The 16,218-nt window shown below is 33.7% G+C and carries 16 protein-coding genes; 2 read left to right on the top strand and 14 right to left on the bottom strand.

What is annotated here, in order from left to right:
* Window positions 1-35 precede the first annotated feature (35 nt).
* Window positions 36-248: a hypothetical protein gene (locus ACG72T_RS08510; RefSeq protein WP_395265784.1), complete on the bottom strand. Its 213-nt coding sequence runs from the start codon at window positions 246-248 to the stop codon at window positions 36-38.
* A 195-nt stretch (window positions 249-443) separates the two neighbouring features.
* Between ACG72T_RS08510 and ACG72T_RS08505 the strand changes: the two genes are divergently transcribed.
* The gene (locus tag ACG72T_RS08505) at window positions 444-1,172 is read left to right on the top strand and encodes a DUF5067 domain-containing protein (RefSeq protein ID WP_395265783.1); all 729 of its coding nucleotides are present in this window, start codon (window positions 444-446) and stop codon (window positions 1,170-1,172) included.
* 141 nt (window positions 1,173-1,313) lie between these two features.
* Here ACG72T_RS08505 and ACG72T_RS08500 read toward each other — a convergent pair whose 3' ends face one another.
* Window positions 1,314-2,054, bottom strand: coding sequence for a lysostaphin resistance A-like protein (locus ACG72T_RS08500; protein ID WP_395265782.1), 741 nt, complete (start codon window positions 2,052-2,054; stop codon window positions 1,314-1,316).
* Between the two features lie 259 nt (window positions 2,055-2,313).
* Here ACG72T_RS08500 and ACG72T_RS08495 point away from each other — a divergent pair, with 259 nt between their 5' ends.
* Entirely contained in the window at window positions 2,314-2,454 is a 141-nt protein-coding gene (locus ACG72T_RS08495) for a hypothetical protein (protein ID WP_395265781.1), read from the top strand.
* A gap of 73 nt (window positions 2,455-2,527) precedes the next feature.
* Here the strand turns inward: ACG72T_RS08495 and ACG72T_RS08490 are convergent, their stop codons facing one another.
* The 12 genes from ACG72T_RS08490 to ACG72T_RS08435 all read right to left on the bottom strand — a co-directional run.
* A complete protein-coding gene (locus ACG72T_RS08490) occupies window positions 2,528-3,133 on the bottom strand; it encodes a DNA-binding response regulator (RefSeq protein WP_395265780.1) in 606 nt (201 codons plus the stop codon).
* Window positions 3,126-4,241, bottom strand: a complete 1,116-nt coding sequence (locus tag ACG72T_RS08485) for a sensor histidine kinase (protein ID WP_395265779.1) — start codon at window positions 4,239-4,241, stop codon at window positions 3,126-3,128. The genes ACG72T_RS08490 and ACG72T_RS08485 overlap by 8 nt, the downstream gene beginning before the upstream one ends.
* Window positions 4,238-4,999, bottom strand: a complete 762-nt coding sequence (locus ACG72T_RS08480; protein ID WP_395265778.1) for an ABC transporter permease — start codon at window positions 4,997-4,999, stop codon at window positions 4,238-4,240. Before ACG72T_RS08480 ends, ACG72T_RS08485 begins: the two co-directional genes overlap by 4 nt.
* Window position 5,000: 1 nt before the next feature.
* A complete protein-coding gene (locus ACG72T_RS08475) occupies window positions 5,001-5,879 on the bottom strand; it encodes an ABC transporter ATP-binding protein (RefSeq protein ID WP_395265777.1) in 879 nt (292 codons plus the stop codon).
* 221 nt (window positions 5,880-6,100) lie between these two features.
* Window positions 6,101-6,634: a hypothetical protein gene (locus ACG72T_RS08470; RefSeq protein ID WP_395265776.1), complete on the bottom strand. Its 534-nt coding sequence runs from the start codon at window positions 6,632-6,634 to the stop codon at window positions 6,101-6,103.
* Between the two features lie 142 nt (window positions 6,635-6,776).
* Window positions 6,777-7,169 (bottom strand): DUF956 family protein, encoded by a 393-nt coding sequence (locus ACG72T_RS08465; protein ID WP_395265775.1) that lies wholly within the window; start codon window positions 7,167-7,169, stop codon window positions 6,777-6,779.
* Window positions 7,170-7,484: 315 nt separating this feature from the next.
* Entirely contained in the window at window positions 7,485-8,939 is a 1,455-nt protein-coding gene (locus ACG72T_RS08460) for a hypothetical protein (RefSeq protein WP_395265774.1), read from the bottom strand.
* Between the two features lies 1 nt (window position 8,940).
* Complete coding sequence (locus tag ACG72T_RS08455; RefSeq protein WP_395265773.1) at window positions 8,941-9,726, bottom strand: DNA methyltransferase; 786 nt, start codon at window positions 9,724-9,726, stop codon at window positions 8,941-8,943.
* Between the two features lie 92 nt (window positions 9,727-9,818).
* The gene (locus ACG72T_RS08450) at window positions 9,819-10,304 is read right to left on the bottom strand and encodes a hypothetical protein (protein ID WP_395265772.1); all 486 of its coding nucleotides are present in this window, start codon (window positions 10,302-10,304) and stop codon (window positions 9,819-9,821) included.
* Between the two features lie 1,990 nt (window positions 10,305-12,294).
* A complete protein-coding gene (locus tag ACG72T_RS08445) occupies window positions 12,295-12,678 on the bottom strand; it encodes a type III toxin-antitoxin system ToxN/AbiQ family toxin (protein ID WP_395265901.1) in 384 nt (127 codons plus the stop codon).
* 504 nt (window positions 12,679-13,182) lie between these two features.
* On the bottom strand, window positions 13,183-15,990 hold the full coding sequence (locus tag ACG72T_RS08440; RefSeq protein WP_395265769.1) for a MucBP domain-containing protein: 2,808 nt from the start codon (window positions 15,988-15,990) through the stop codon (window positions 13,183-13,185).
* Window positions 15,991-16,027: 37 nt separating this feature from the next.
* Window positions 16,028-16,218: hypothetical protein (locus tag ACG72T_RS08435; RefSeq protein ID WP_395265768.1), on the bottom strand; the 191-nt coding region annotated here is incomplete at its 5' end.

The raw sequence follows: 16,218 nt of genomic DNA, 5'->3' as shown, positions 1-16,218 counted from the left end.
TTTAAGTTCCATCTTTTTGACCCTTATATATCCTTCTATTTAGTTGTTTGCTTAGCAACAACTTTAATGGGATGAGCTACATCAATGATATCAGAGAATCTATTTGTAATATAGTCTCTCATACCGTCACGAGCTTCTTTCTTAGAAACGTTGTGACAAATGCGCTTCTTAGCAATTGTTTGGCCTTCCTTGCTCCAGAAATTACAAGTAACTTCGTAATCGCCATGATTACCAAAAAACAACATCATTGTGACCCCCTTCTATGCATAATAACTATCTCATTAACTTCGACCAGATATTTATACCACTTTTCAAAGATCAGTTCAACATAATTTTTAAAATACTTTTTTTTAAGAAAGACTAAGCATTTTTTAGTAAATTAATTCCGTCGAACTTAATATGATATTATGGTCATAACGAAATACTCATAGGGGAGTAACGTTATGAAAAGACAAAATAACGCACTGCAAAGTCGCATGAGTCGGATGGCATTACGTAGAAAAAGATTACCTTTTTACAAGAAAAAATCGTTCATTATTCCGACCATTTTAATCATAATTATTTTAATTGGTATATTTGTTTTTTGGAAAGTCAGTTCTTCAGAGCAGACTACCTCAACTCAGCCATCACACAAAACTGAGGCTGTAAAACCAAAAAAGACTACAAAAAAAGCTACCAAAAAAACTGCCGCTAAAAAGGAAACTACCAAAGAACAGCCAGCTCAAAAGGTTCAAAAAGATACGGAACAAAAACCTGCCGCCAAAACATTTACTAATCCAGGTTCCTACAATGACTTAACTTATGACATTGATTGGTATACCTTCAAGATCTCAAATGAAGTTAAATTGATCAAGGATACAAATGGTGACGCAGCACTCTTAGTGAAATACAATTATACAAACAAGACCTCTACCGCTGAGATACCTCAGCAAGTTCAAAATACAGCGATCATCTTGAAACAAGATGGCAAACAACTGTCTGCGACTGGTACTAGTGGCGATAACGCTAGTATTATTAATAGCAGCAACTCAACTCAAGTCCAACCGGGCAAGAGTTTCGACGGAGCCTTGCTAGTTAAAGTTAACAATACAACTTCTGAAGTTACAATGTACTTTAAAAACATCCAAACCCAAGGTTTGCTCGACACAACTCAACCTCTCAAGTTAGACTAAATTAGAAAAATGTGCCAAAAAAGGACCTGATTCGAATTTTTGAATCAGGTTCTTTTTGACGCTAAGAACAGAGATATTATTTTGTCACGTGATTGTAGAAATTAGTAATTATGTCACAGACTTTAACTTTAATTAGAAAGATCATTTTTTAACCACAAAGTTCTTTAATTGAGATCTGGCAATTACTAAAGTTATTAGTAAAAAAATTACCATAATGTATAAAATGGCCATCGAGAATTGTGTTTGCCCCATTTGTCCCATTAGTTTATTGGAAAACATTGGAAACATATCACGCAATGCATGTAAAACAATGACCAAAGTGAGGTTTTTAGTCTTTAAATAGATCGTGCCGAAGAGAATACCTATTGCCGCTGCAAAAATCACTTGCACTGAAACATAGCCAATCGGTAAAGCCTTCAAGTTCGTCACATGAATCAAGCCAAAAATTAAACTGCTGACAACAACTGTCAAAAAGGCTCGATTCTGAGTCAATTTTAAGAATAAAGCTATCAATAACCCCCGAAAAACATATTCTTCTGCAAGCCCTACTAGTAAGCAGATGACGATGGCTCTTATTTTAACTTGAAAGTCAGCTTCAAATAACACTGGATAGTCGAGTAAACCAATGATAATAATTGCCGGCATTGCTGTCATCAACTGCTCAAACAAATTTCGATCATTGAACCAAGAGACTCTCTGTTTAAAATAAAAATAATTTAATCCCAAAGCGATTAAAAAGATCACCAAATCTGCCGCCGCTTGCCAGAGACTGGTGGCTGATGCTTTATGGACGTGTATGACAAGTGGGAAAAGGAAGAGCACCGCTGGAAAAATCAAACTGGCGACAACTATTTTGGTCAGATCATTTCGGAAAAATTTCATATATCCTCCTAGAATAATATTTATTTATATTATATTATTATTTACCTTGACATGAAACGCGTTCGATAAACTAATATCTACTTGTTGAGATACAAAGCCCAGTTAAGAAAAAAATGATCATGTTTTTTCATGGCTTACCCTTCAAATAGTATTTCACATTAATTTGTTCAAGCCCATTTTGTGGGCTTTTTTTGTGCCTTGAATTTACAATTCAACTGAGGAATACAATGAGGCGTATGTCGAGGAGAAAATAACAGTCATGGATGTAAATGAATTGACTGTCAACCCCGCTGTCTGTAGAGGGTACTTTGCAGGTAATGGTTTGGAAACGGTAATCAGAATTATGGAAAGTCGGAGGAAGTATTACAATCAGCTCCAAAAAGATACCGCTCAAGTATAAGTTTATTTAAAACAAAAGAGTCGATAAATATCAGTTTTTCCTAACATTTATCGGCTCTTTTTTAATTGGATGATCAAATCCATTTGTTATTTTTAGAAATATTGAGTGCTTCTATCCGAGACTTGCAACCGGTTTTGCTCAAGATAGAAGAGATATAGTTTCGAACGGTCCCTTCGGATAAGAAGGCCAATTTGGCGATATCTTTGGTACTTGCACCGGTGTTAATAAGTTTTAGGATATCAATTTCCCGTGGAGTCAGTGGATTTTTTTCGGAATTGATAACAGTTTTGACTAGTTCGGGTGAAAAAATTGTCTTCCCAGTTAAGACAGCATGAATAGTTTCAATCAATTGATCAGTTGGATTGTCCTTTAATAGGTAAGCATTTACATCATACCTAACAGCTTGCTCAAAGTAACTTTCTTGAGCAAAAGTCGTCAAGATAATAATTTTGATTGGTTGTTTCAATAATCTCAGCTGCTTGGCAATTTCTAATCCAGTCAATTCAGGCATTTCAATATCAAGTATTGCTACTTCAGGTTGTAATTTAATAATTTCATTAAAAGCAGTCATTCCATCAGTGGCAGAGCCGACGACTTCCAAGTCATCCTCTAAGCCTAACAGGGTCGCCAAAGCGGTATTCAACATTTCTTGATCTTCAGCTAAATAAATACTAGTCATTTTTTACTTCCTTCGGGATTGAGATATCGATTATTGTTCCGTGATCAGAAAATACTTCCATTATACCGTTTAAGGAATTGATTCGTTGCTGCATGCCAGTCATGCCGAAGCTATTATTTCGTTTATTTTTAATGCCTATGCCATTATCCTTAATTGTTAGCTTAAAGGCTTGATTATCTGATGAAAAAATTAAGTTAACTTGATTAGCTTTGCTATGACGAATGATATTAGTCACAGCTTCTTTTATGACTGCAGACAAGACATTTTGAACGTTATCGGGCCAATTGACTGAATCATTTTCATTGGTCGTCGAAAGAAAAATTTTAGCAGTTTGGAGATTCTTTTCTTCTATAATCATGGCCTCGGCGATAGTTTTTTTGTTCAAGTTGGTGACAATTTCACGAACTAAACTGAGATTATCGCGCGAAGTTTGAGCAATGTCTTGGAGTTCTTTTGCTGCCTTTTCTTGATCCTTTGACATGAGTTTTTCAGCCAGCTCTGCTTTTAAGGTGATCAGTGAAAACGACTGGCCTAAATTATCATGCAGGTCCTTGGCGATCCGTCCACGTTCTGACTGGCGAATCAATGATTCAAGACGTTCATTACTCTGACTTAATTGCGAACGACGACGATAAGTTTGTCTTAATGAATAAGCTGCAAAGGGGGATCCAATTGCAAAAAATAAGGCGATTGAAAGGGAATAAAATGTTTGATTAGGATCATACATTTCAGACATGGTAATTCCAAATATTGCGACAAGTAAGTATAGAGCAGTATACCGATAAAAAGTTTTTTTGTTGAGGTTCATTGAACCAATTTGCCAGGCCGTAAAAACATACAGTGTTCCATAATTGGAGAATGCCGCAACTATTAAACTGATAACCAACTGAATTACCAATTTAAAGAAACGAGCAGTTGGTAATTCATACGAATCGTGATAAAACTTGGCGTAAATTAGCAATAGAACAGTAATTCCGATACGTGGATAAGTTCCTTTAACGGAGCCGACTATTTGAACGGAAAAAAATGCCAAGGCAATAGTCCAAAAATAAGGCAACGATCCGTATGCCTTATCAAACAAGAATTGTTTTTTTAAGAAATTTTTCATTCAGTTTCGAGCTCCTTAGTGGCCATCAATCTTGATCCAACTACAATAACAAGAATAAGTATAACTAACCAAATGACAAAATTAAATAAATTACTGAACTGAAAATTATTACCTGAGATTATATCGTTTGAAATGGCAGAAATTGAGTAAGTTGGCATCATTTTACCAATTGTTTGTAGCCAGTTTGGCAGTGTTTGGAGTGGCCACCACAAGCCACTTAACATTGCCATTGGAAAAACTGTTAAACTCGTAACCAGATTGACTGAACTAGGATTCTTAAATAGTGAAATGGCAATACCAATGAAAATAAGAACGAAGGATCCGGCTAAACATGTAAGAATAACTAGTATCATTTTTGGAAGAGCAAGTGAGATGTGGTTAACGAACACACCAATAGCACCGATAGATAGCAGTGAAATTAAGTTTAATGTTAAAAAAACAACAATCAATGAACCATAATATTTAACTTTGGATTCTGGTGTAATATCAACGAAAAGATCAAAGTGGCTAGTGTGTTCTTCCAGTAAAGTATTGGCAACAGTGATGACTGATCCGAGTAAGGAACTAAAAACCATCATACTAACCAGATAGGCAACGTTCCATTGTTTAAGTGTGTCATTGGGAACACCTGACGATAATACTTTGGTATAAAGCAAATAAAATACTACCGGCAACATTAAATCAAAAAAGAAAAAATTCAGATTACGCAATACGATTCTGGTAAAGTTAAGTTTAGTTTGATAGATAAATTCTGACATATTATTTTCTCCTTTGGTTGAGATCGATGAAGATACTCTCCAATGAATTTTGTGAAATCTTGATGTTATTAATATCGGCCAAGAGCGGATTTAAAGCGGAGAGAATCCGATTAGTATCATTGGTTACGATCATGAAGTGATTTCCTAAATGTCGAATCGGATCAGCTCCAACAAGTTTAGTGATGATTGTTGGATCAATCTCGCTATCAAAATCTATTTGTGCATTTCCAGTGTTATGACGAAGTTGCATTAAATCACCATCGAAGATAATTTGATGGTCTCGTAAAATTAAGAAACGATCCGCGACATTTTCTAATTCATCCAAGTGATGACTGGTCACAAAAATAGTTTTTCCAGACATCTTTAGCTTCAAAATTTCTTCCCAAAATCTTTTGCGACTGCTTGGATCCATTCCGTTAGTTGGTTCATCTAAAAATAAAATTTGTGGATTGCCAACCATTGCGAGCGCAAATGATAAACGTCTCATTTGACCACCGGATAATTGTTTCAGAAACAAATTTTCCTGGTCAGATAATTGAGCCAACGTAATTATCTCTTGATATGAGAGGTGCTGTTGATAATAACTTTGTGATAACTGAATAATTTCTTTGACCTTTATCCTTTTTAAAGCAATATCTTTTTGCATCATCACACCCATAAAAGCTTTAGCTGAGGTATTCCTTTTATCCAAGATTGAGATAGAACCGGAATTCACTTTGATCAGTCCAAGCATGATATTAATCAACGTAGTTTTGCCAGCCCCATTTTCACCTAACAATCCAATTATTTGCCCCTTTGGAACTGAAAAGGTAATCTGATTTAAAATTATTTTCTTCCCAAATGACTTATTCACGTCTCTAACATCAATAACGTTATCCATAGGATTCTCCTCATAAACTTAAAATTTATTATGGATATAGCATAAGATTATCACGTCATATCAGTAAGTGTGCGATGTCACGAATTAGGTATGACATTTGTCATAAAACAATGAAAAACTATCATTTCGTTAGAGTTTTCTAAATATATATATAATTCGGCCTTGAATTTACAATTCTAGACATAGAAAAGAGGTAAGTTAAAAGCTTACCTCAATTGATTTCACACCTTTGATTTAATGATTTCGACTAATCTTTTGATATCATCATCAGTCGTCGGAATCCCAGTTGATTTCCAAGCACAATTCAATTTAATTTGACTATGATCCGTTTGAATTACCAAATAATGGATCTTTCGAGATAGAGGAACCTTTAAGGGCCCGCCTAGCGGATATTGACTGTTGAGGATGGATTTACCTTCAATAATTGAAAAATCTCTGATAGCTGAATATGGCACTTCAATCGGCTTTTTCGCAAACGGTAAAAAAATAGCTTGAATTTTTTTCTTCCAGTCGCTGTAGTCATAGTAGTAAATTCCTTGGTCATCGAGCTTCCAATAACCATAAGAGTCCGACAAACATACTGGATAAATTAACATACTATCAATTGCAAAAGCTAATATACCGCAAACAATCCAAATTAATGGTAATTGAGGAACCATTGAGTAAATAATGGCTGCAACAACGATTCCAAAAAAGATGCTGATCAATAATGGTTCGAAGTTGATTTTTCGGGCAAAGCTCAATTCCTGTTCCATCTTAATCACCCTGTATATTCTATGACCATCTTAAAAATAATCTCTTTTTGACGACATTGACAAAAATAACACTTAAATTGTCCTCATTGTCAAATTATAAAAAAACTACGACAATTTTGTAGGATATTGTCGTAGTTTTAAATTATTTTTTCTTCTTTTTAGCTTGCTTATTTGGATTTCTTGTAAAAGCCCGTTTGATAACTTGGAAAAATCCTAACGACTTAACGATGTGATCCGGCTTGATATAAACTCGGATGGCTCGCAAAGCTTTCTTAGGATCTTTGGCTGAAAAACTGAATGTTCCATTCTTCTTCGTTTCGATGGCAAAGCGAGGAATCCACTTACCACCAAAAACAACTGAAACAATTACCAAACGTACTTCTGTCCAAGGAATTTGGATATAGTTACTGGCATCCCGATCATCGTAAAATTCGAAGCCCTTATCTCCGACCATGATCTTACCGTAATCTGTCATTCCTAAGTGAGAAGTTGCATCCATGACCAAATCCGACTTCGTATTTAATGATTGAACCATTCAAACTAACCCCTTTATCTCTTTATAAAAAGTATTATACGTCTTTATCTATTATCAAAAAAGAGGTGGAACTCTTTTGGAGCGTCTGTCCTCTTTTATCACGCACAAATGCTATTATAACAACGTTTTAGCATGAAGATATTCTTATAAATCTACAATTTTCAGTAAAAATACTATCATTTACCTTATCATTGACAGAATAAATAATCAATCGCTTTCATATTTATTCTAGTAGTAATCAATTGTTTGAACTCACACATATCATTCATATCATCTAGACTGACTTATATACTATCATTCACGCTATCATCTAGATTATTTTAAAACATGCTTATTAAATTGATTAAGTGTTATACTCATTTCATCTGCAAAATCATTATATTGCTCTTCACTTAAATCACGTTTAACAAACTCTTCTTTTATGTAGAAGTAATATTTTTTTGATATAAGCTCCCTGTCCTTTAAATTCACCAAACTTTCATCAGCAATCTGTTTGAAAGTCTTCTTATCTTTAATATGATATTTCCAAGCTAATCTACCCTTCTCATATGATTCACGACACCACTTGGCTTTTAAAAGTGACTTCTTCTTCGATTGATTATCAGACTTTAAGTTGCTCTTCATCCATTGCGATAATCCTGTATGCAACATCATAAATCTTAAATCATATTCTTGTGCACGCGCGGTAGTAATATGTAGTTTCTTACATATAATATCTAGTTTATCTAACTTTAGATTCCCCTCAATTCTCTTGTTATAAACACACTTAATAGACTTACGCAAATACTTTTCATTAGTCTTGCTATTGTAATAACCACTATTAACCATAGACATATATTTATCGATACTATTATCTCTTAATGTTAAAGCAGTCAATACTATTTCATAATAACTACTTAACAAGTCTTCATAATACTGGGGACTTTTATCGATATAACAGTTCATAACGTAACGCTCATATTTCTTTAAGTCTTCTAACAGCGAATCATAGAAAACATTTCGGTCAATAACATTCTTAGAATAGTAGAAACGAGAAATCTTATAATCAGTCGTCAAATTAACAGCTCTATTTTCAAGAGCCTTTCTAAACTTATAAGACTCTTGTTGCCTTAAAATGGCTATCATTTTCCAGCCTTTGTAATTGCAATAATGAGTAACAATGTCGTCTTCCAATTTAACATGCAAAAAGCTTAAATATTGTTGAAATACTTTAAGAATATTACGCATATTCACTTCATTACTGGACTTAATTAATGAATCAATAATCTCATCAGTCTTGTCATTTAGCATAGTGAAGTTATCTTCACTCACTTTGCTGAAGTCTTCTAGATTAACTTTGATTACTTCTTTAAGCTCATGTTGAGTTTCTCCCGAAGAATATTCATTTAGTTGAACAGCTGTATTACCCAACTCACTAAACAATATTGAGTCATCATATACCCATTTTTTAGTACTATCGTCATCTACATCATCAGAAATATTCTTTCTTAACTCAAAGAATTCAAATATATTTAATCTCTGCTGTTCAGTAAACAATTGTATGATTAATTGTTCTCTACTATCTAAGTCTTCATTTAGTTCATATTTATGCAATGCTCTAACAGCACACGTAAATTTGTCTTCTGTATCCCCTACGACAAAAACATCGTTTAAACTGTTCATTAGTTCATTGTTATAAATATCAGTCGTATATACGTTGTCATCAAAACCAAAATCAGTTATTTTATCTATATTATCTAAGTTAATGTCACCACATTTATCTACCTTCATACTAAATATCCTCTATAAATAATGTCCTGGGTAAAGTCTTCTTAATCTTACTTAAGCGCTTATTACCTCGGTCTACGTATTTACGTTCAATATCACACGCAACAAATTGTCTGGACATATAGTAAGACGCAACGGCAATTGATGCACTACCGCTAAAATTATCGATTATGATGTCGTCTATTCTAGTGTACTTACGAATAAGATTAACTAAAAGTCGAATTGGTTTTGGGTCAGGATGCTCATCATCCTTCTTAGTAGCGTCCTTATCTTTATCTTCTTTAACAGTTGCCTTGTCCTCTTTATCGGGAGCAAATATCTTCAATTCTTTAGCAGTTTCCCATTCTTCATTACTAAATAATGGGTCGAAATCACCACTGTAATATCTATCACTCTTACTAGTATTGTAGTTATTATATGCAATCAATAAAAACTCGAATTGTCTTACAGTATCAATATTTTTTCGGGGATTGGTCTTACCCCAAGCAATTGTATCTACCACTGTGAAATCATGGTCTTTATCATAAAAATTCTCAATTTTGGGTTTGATGATTCTATCAATATTAGCTTTAGTATTGAAAATCATAACTATCCCATCTATCGCAATCTTGGGTAGTACGGTATCTAACCAATCTTCAAGATTAAAACCACTATCCCAATTTGCAATTTTTATATCATACGGCGGGTCAGTCAAAAGCACGTCAATACTAGAGTTTGGGATATCTTCAAGTAAGTCTTGATAGCTCATACATTTAATTTTATCTATATATTTACCTGGAATTTGAGACATAAAAAGGACACCTACAATCATTATTTATCGATATAAGTATATCAATAATAAATGTCTGTAGGTATCCTCTTTTTTAGATTAAATAACGATTATCAAGACTGCTTCGCAGTCTTCAACCTCTTAACTAATATTTCAGTATATTCAGTCAGAATATCAATGATTTTTTGTTTGTCATCATCATTTAACTCATCAATATTTCTTACAGCACTACTTATGATTTTAGCAAAATTAGACACAACTTGTTTGTATACAACATCACCAACCGACCCTGCCATAAGTAAAATATGACCTTTCTCATCATGGGTAATTTTCAATTCTTCGACTTTATTAGCTTTAACCTTATTCTGAATATTCAAAATTTGACCCTCGGTAATATCATAGCCATCAGACTTTAAAAAATCTTGAATTTTCTTAAAGTTCAAAGATAACTTTGTACGTTGCAAAAGTTCTATCACTAGTCTTAAAGCTTCCTCACTATCAACCTTAACTTTGACAATCTCTTTTTCATCATCTTGTAACTTAGTAGTTTTATAATCGATATTCTCTTGATTGAAATCTTCATCTTCCGTTAATAACATACGACTGTACCCCCTACGATATCTAATATTCGACAACCTTCAATTGTCTTCAACATGATACCGTCATTCGTAAGCAGTGTGTCTGATATGTTATCCATTTTCCCTAACGATGAATAATTAATATGGAGGACTGATTGATGGCGCTATCGCGCTCTTCTTGCTACTTATATAACTGATACTAATCAACTTAAGTTAAGTTATTTTGAGTGGACATCGTAGTAGCTTTCTTCGACGTTCTTCAAGCTCTTCAATTTTACACATATAATTACACGTAATAACTCTTGAAATGCTTGTCACGTAAGTTATCAAGACACTTCAGTAAATTATCAGTAATACTTTAGTCGACCTAACAATGGTAAAGAATGGCTCGTCATAGCAGTTTGATTAACACACATATTTATGTCTGTAAGCATCCTCTTTTATTAAAATATGAGCAAAGTAAAAGGACACCCTCTTAGTCATAAGATGTCCCTTGTTGGTCTTGCATATTATTGATACTGCTAATCAATCTTCAATCATATCCATTTAACCATCCTACTTACATTGATATCCTACAGTTGGATTGAACTATCTTTTTTTGCTTTGATTAACTGTTTTTGTTTAACAGCAACCTTCCAATGTCTTTATATTAACAGCTTCTGTATCACATTATTGATAATTATTATCAATTTCCCAAAATTATTTTCGATAATTAATCTTAGTAGTCTTGCTAGAAATGAAAATCGGAATAATGTATCGATAAATTAATTCGTAATGAGCCATTTTGATAGTTTAAGAGCTCTTCAAATGGTCAACATAATTATACATAAAGTCTTCTGTATTGCTTGTCACGTAAGCTATCAAGCTTCTTCGATAAGATATGAACTGCTGAAGGATTCATTTTACATAAGAGATAACTCAGCTATCATACTAACTTAAATTTAGTTTACTAATACTGCTTAACTAACACATCAATTTATGTCTGTAACTATCCTCTTTTATACCTTACACATATTAATCAAGACAAAATATTATACTGTCTTGCAATAATAAAACTGGTCGTCAGTCACATATGTTAAATTAAAATTGATTTACTAAAACTCCTCAATTAACGCATCAATTTATGTTTGTAACTATCCTCTTTAACCTGTAAGTATATGAATCAAGACAAATAAAAAGACACCCTCACATAATAGGATGCCCCTTTGTCTTGTAATCCATACTACCTGATAGTATCAATCAGTCTTGGAATCTCTCTTGTATGACTATCACATTATTCATACAGGTCACACTATCGCTGATTGAACTATCTATTTTTGCTTTGATTAGTTGTTTTTGTTTAACAGCTAACTTTTTATCTTCTATATATTAACGTCATTCGTAATGAGATGTTGAAGATTATTATCAATTTCGCAAAAAAAATTATTGGAGATTGAATCTTAGGACTGTCGCTAATAATGAGAAACTTAGTTTGAAGATTGATAAATTAATTCGTAATGAGAACCTTCAGCTTTCTTCAAGCTCTTCATTTAACTGAGTATAATTACACTTAAATGCTCTTGTAATGCTTGTCACGAAAGCTATCAAGCCTCTTCAGTTAAATATTAGCAATGCTGATTGTGAACTTACGAGAATACTCAACTTAGCAACATACAACATGAGTAATTGTTAATAGCATACTTTAATTAATATGCAGATTTATGTCTGTAAGTATCTTCTTTTAAAGAGATTAAATAAGATTCTTTTATAAAGAAAAAGAGCTGACCTTACGGCCAACCCTTCTTCTAATAATCATCTACTTAACGTTAATTTGTTGGATTATTTAATCCATGTTGTTAAACCATCAGCAGTTGCTTCATCAATACCCATATCCATATCAGCTGAGTATAATGCCCAACCTACAACGTTACCTTTGGTATCATACAAATGATAAACCTAAATTAGCAAATACATTTTCATACCTCGACCAGATAATCCTAAAACAAAAAGATTAAGTCTAAATGACCTAATCCTACTTCTTATGCTCCATTAGCCAATTATTATATGCTTCTTCCATTTTTGTAAAATCAACACACGTTCGTCTTAATTTATTATCTCCAGACATCCATTGAGTATACACATCACTTACTTTAGTCATAAGCAATTCTTTATTTGCCACCTTATTTATATAATTCATCTTATTATACATTAACCATGTTTTCTTATCTTTTCCATCAGGGATAACATAGTGATAAATATGGTCAGGAACAGGAATCATATATGCCATCCTAAGAAACGATAATGGCGGTCTATCAACATCCTCATAAATTGGAAATACAGGTTCAGCATGACGACATAACATAGCTTCCTTTTCAGGACTATATCCTGAAAGAGGAATAAAATATTTCTTATTGATAAAGTAATTAAACCACCTATATAATTACGGTCAGTTTGATAACCATATTTTCTACCTTGATGCATAACACGATTATCTATAGAATATAAAAAATCAATGTATTCATCATCTATACTCACAATTCTAAATCGCTGTTTTTTACTCATGTTATCCCCATAAAAAAAGCCATCATACGATGGCGGTGGTTTATTACTAAATTTATCATACCCACTTCTATTCGATAACCTAATTAGTCAAAGACCATTAGGCAGGTAGGGTTCCACCTCTCTTGCATATATAATATAACATCTTTAAGTTATTTTGTAAATAATAACTGCTAATTACTACTATTACAGATTGTATTATAACTAACTACACCCTATTTACAATTATTTCAATCTGAAAGTGATGTCACAGAATCCTATCTCATAAAGTTAAAAAGATTCTTTTTGTAATACACAAAAAGAGCTGACCTTACGGCCAACCCTTCTTCTAATAATCATCTACTTAACGTAATTTATTGGATTATTTAATCCATGTTGTTAAACCTTGGTCTGTATATGTTGAAACTGGTTCATCCATTTCCATCAAACATAGACCCCAACCTACAGCGTTACCCTTACCATCATAGACTAACATACCTGTGGCTTTACCACTAGCACCTACTGAGTCCCAAATTGAACCTTCCAGTGGGTCTGGATTATCAAATCCTGCATTCAAAAAGTTTAAATAATCATTCTTTGTTTTAAAGATATGGTCTGATACATAGTAGTTAGTACCTAAGTTATAACCACTATTCTTGACAAATTGGTCTTTAATTTGGTCTGTAGTTAAACCAAATGTGTCAGCCGTTGTGGTATTAAATCTGCTTGTATCCCAATTGGCTGTCGTGGCTTTTCCACCAAAGTCTTGAATACCTACAAACATACCATTTTCAAGTTGTTGTACACCTACACCAATGTCAGTCATACCTTTATCTAACATAGTAGCATTATGTTCTGGTGATTCCTTCCATTGATTAAACAAGTTTTGAGCTACTTCATCGGCAGTTGAACCGTTTGTGACGGCCAAGTTTTCAGCCATATTAGTTGAACCGTATTGTTGCAAGTTTGCTTGAGTTTGAGCCATAAACTCATCGTGGTTAGCGGAGTTGATGTCGCCACTGGCGTCAACGTGTCCCTTTTCAGTGAGGGAACGTGCTAAAGCTCCTGCGGTTAAATTACTATCAACATTTAGTTCTGATAAACTGTTAGCAGTTCTGTAATTATTTACTAATGAGATAACCTTATTTGCAACAGCTAATGTATCAACTGTTTGTACAGGTGCATCTTCTGTATATGTAAAGTTGATTACATTATTATCCTTAACAACCTCCAATGATTTAGATGATTGGTCTACTGTATAACCTTTGATAGCTGGTGCTGTTTCGGTTACAGTTGAACCAACAACTTGGTCAGTTAAAGTCTTAGCAGATTGTAATACATTGCCGTCAGCATCTAAGTAATTTACTGTTACATTAGCCTTTGAAACAACTGGTGCATTCTTAGTGTACTTAAAGTTGATTACATTACTATCAGCTTTTACTGTAATTGATTGACTGGCATCACCATCTAGGGTATAACCTTTGATTTCAGGTGCATCAGCTTTATAAGTTGAATCTACATCAGCTGTATCAGTTTTAGCAGTTTGTAGTACATTACCATCTGCGTCAAGATAATTAATAGTAATAGTTGCTGTCTTAGGTGCAACAGCATTCTTTGTGTATGTGAATGTTACAGTTGAACCTTCTTTGGCTACATTTACATTCTTAGTAGCTTCAGTAGCTGTATAACCTTCAATTGATGGAGCAGATACTTCTATATCTTTACCAACTTCTTGGTCTTTAAGTACAGTATCTTGTACCCCTTCAATAGCTTTGCCATTTTCGTCAACTGCCTTGATTGTTACATCTGCCTTTGAAATAACTGGTGTATCTTTTGTATATTTAAATGTTACTGTATTACCATTTTTAGAAACAGTAACGGTCTTAGTAGCTTCAGTAGCTGTATAACCTTCAACTGTTGGTGCGGATACTTCTACATCTTTACCAACTTCTTGGTCTTTTAGTACGGTATCTTGTACCCCTTCAATAGCCTTGTTATTCTCGTCAACTGCTTTAATAGTTACGTTAGCTTTAGTAACGACAGGGTCAACTGGTGTTGTAGCATTCTTAGTATATGTGAATGTGATTGAATTGTTATCTTTAGCAACAGTTAGAGTCTTAGTTGCAGAATCGGCTGTGTATCCTTCAATAGCAGGTGCATCTTCACTTACGGTTGAACCTACTTCTTGAGCTGAAACAGTCTTAGCAGGTTTTAGAACGTTACCTTCTGAATCAAGATAGTTTACAGTTACATCTGATTTCTCAACAGTTGGTGTTGTTTCTTTAGCTTTATAAGTAAAGGTAATTGTGTTGCCGTCCTTACTTACAGTTTGCTTTTGAGTAGCTTCATTTGTAAGAGTATAACCCTCAATAGTCTTAGCATTAACAGTTACATCAGAACCAACTTTGGCTGTTTGAGTTTCTGCGTCAGCAATTTCCTTGTTGTTTTCATCAACAAACTTAGTAGTTACAGTAGCTGTTTCATCAGCAGGGTCAGTTGGTGTAGTAGTTGAACCATTACCTTCTTGTTCAGTAGTTTCAGCATCAGGTGCATTCTTTGTATATGTCTTCTCACTTCTTGATGATTCACTAGTTAAGTTAGCATCGTTAGCTTTTACCCATTCATCAGTAGCAACACGGTAATATGTAACCCCATTTACAACAACTTTTTGGTCTGTCTTCCAATCAGTGTTTGATGCTAATGCACGGTTAGAAACTAGTTGAGCTCCCTCAGTCATAGGGTTTCTATATAATCTTACATATGTGCCGTTACCTTCACCTACGCGAACAACGCCAGTCAGATTTTGTGTTGATGTTTCATCAGCTAAATCCATTTGCTTAGCATTAGCGTATTCATTACCGCCTACGAGTAGATAAGTCTCACCATCTACACCCTTAACAGCCTTAGCAGTCTTCCATTTAGTACCATTTTCAAGGCCACGATTTGCTTTATGCATGTCATTACTTGTAACGCTGTTATAAAGTTGAACATAGCTACTTGTTGTTGAATTAGCTGTTGCAACGTTGTTTACAGCAGATGCATCAACAGTTTTTTGACTTAACATAGTAGCACTGAACAATGTAATAAATGTTAAACCTACAGTTAACCAACCCTTGTTCGAATGTACTAATTTCACACGATAAGTCTTGTCCTCAAGTGCTTTATTTAGACGTTTCTTCTTAAAATTCATCTTCTTTTTACCCCTCGCTCAAATGTTTAGTTTATTTTTATAATCTCCAAATATAACAGGCAAATATCATGACTGTTGAACCAATTAAAATCACAAAATCTAAGTTCACTTTTAAAACTTCAAAAAAAAGAAAAATAGTCAAACAAAATAAAATCAAAAAAATATTTACATAAATGAATCCTAGTAACATTTCATGCTTACTTTGAAAATCTATTTTCTCTTCTTCAC

This window comes from Companilactobacillus sp. FL22-1 (assembly GCF_043951805.1).
Taxonomy (GTDB): Bacteria; Bacillota; Bacilli; order Lactobacillales; family Lactobacillaceae; genus Companilactobacillus.
Note: the sequence above shows the minus strand (reverse complement) of the source record. Positions and strands in the feature narration are given on the sequence as shown.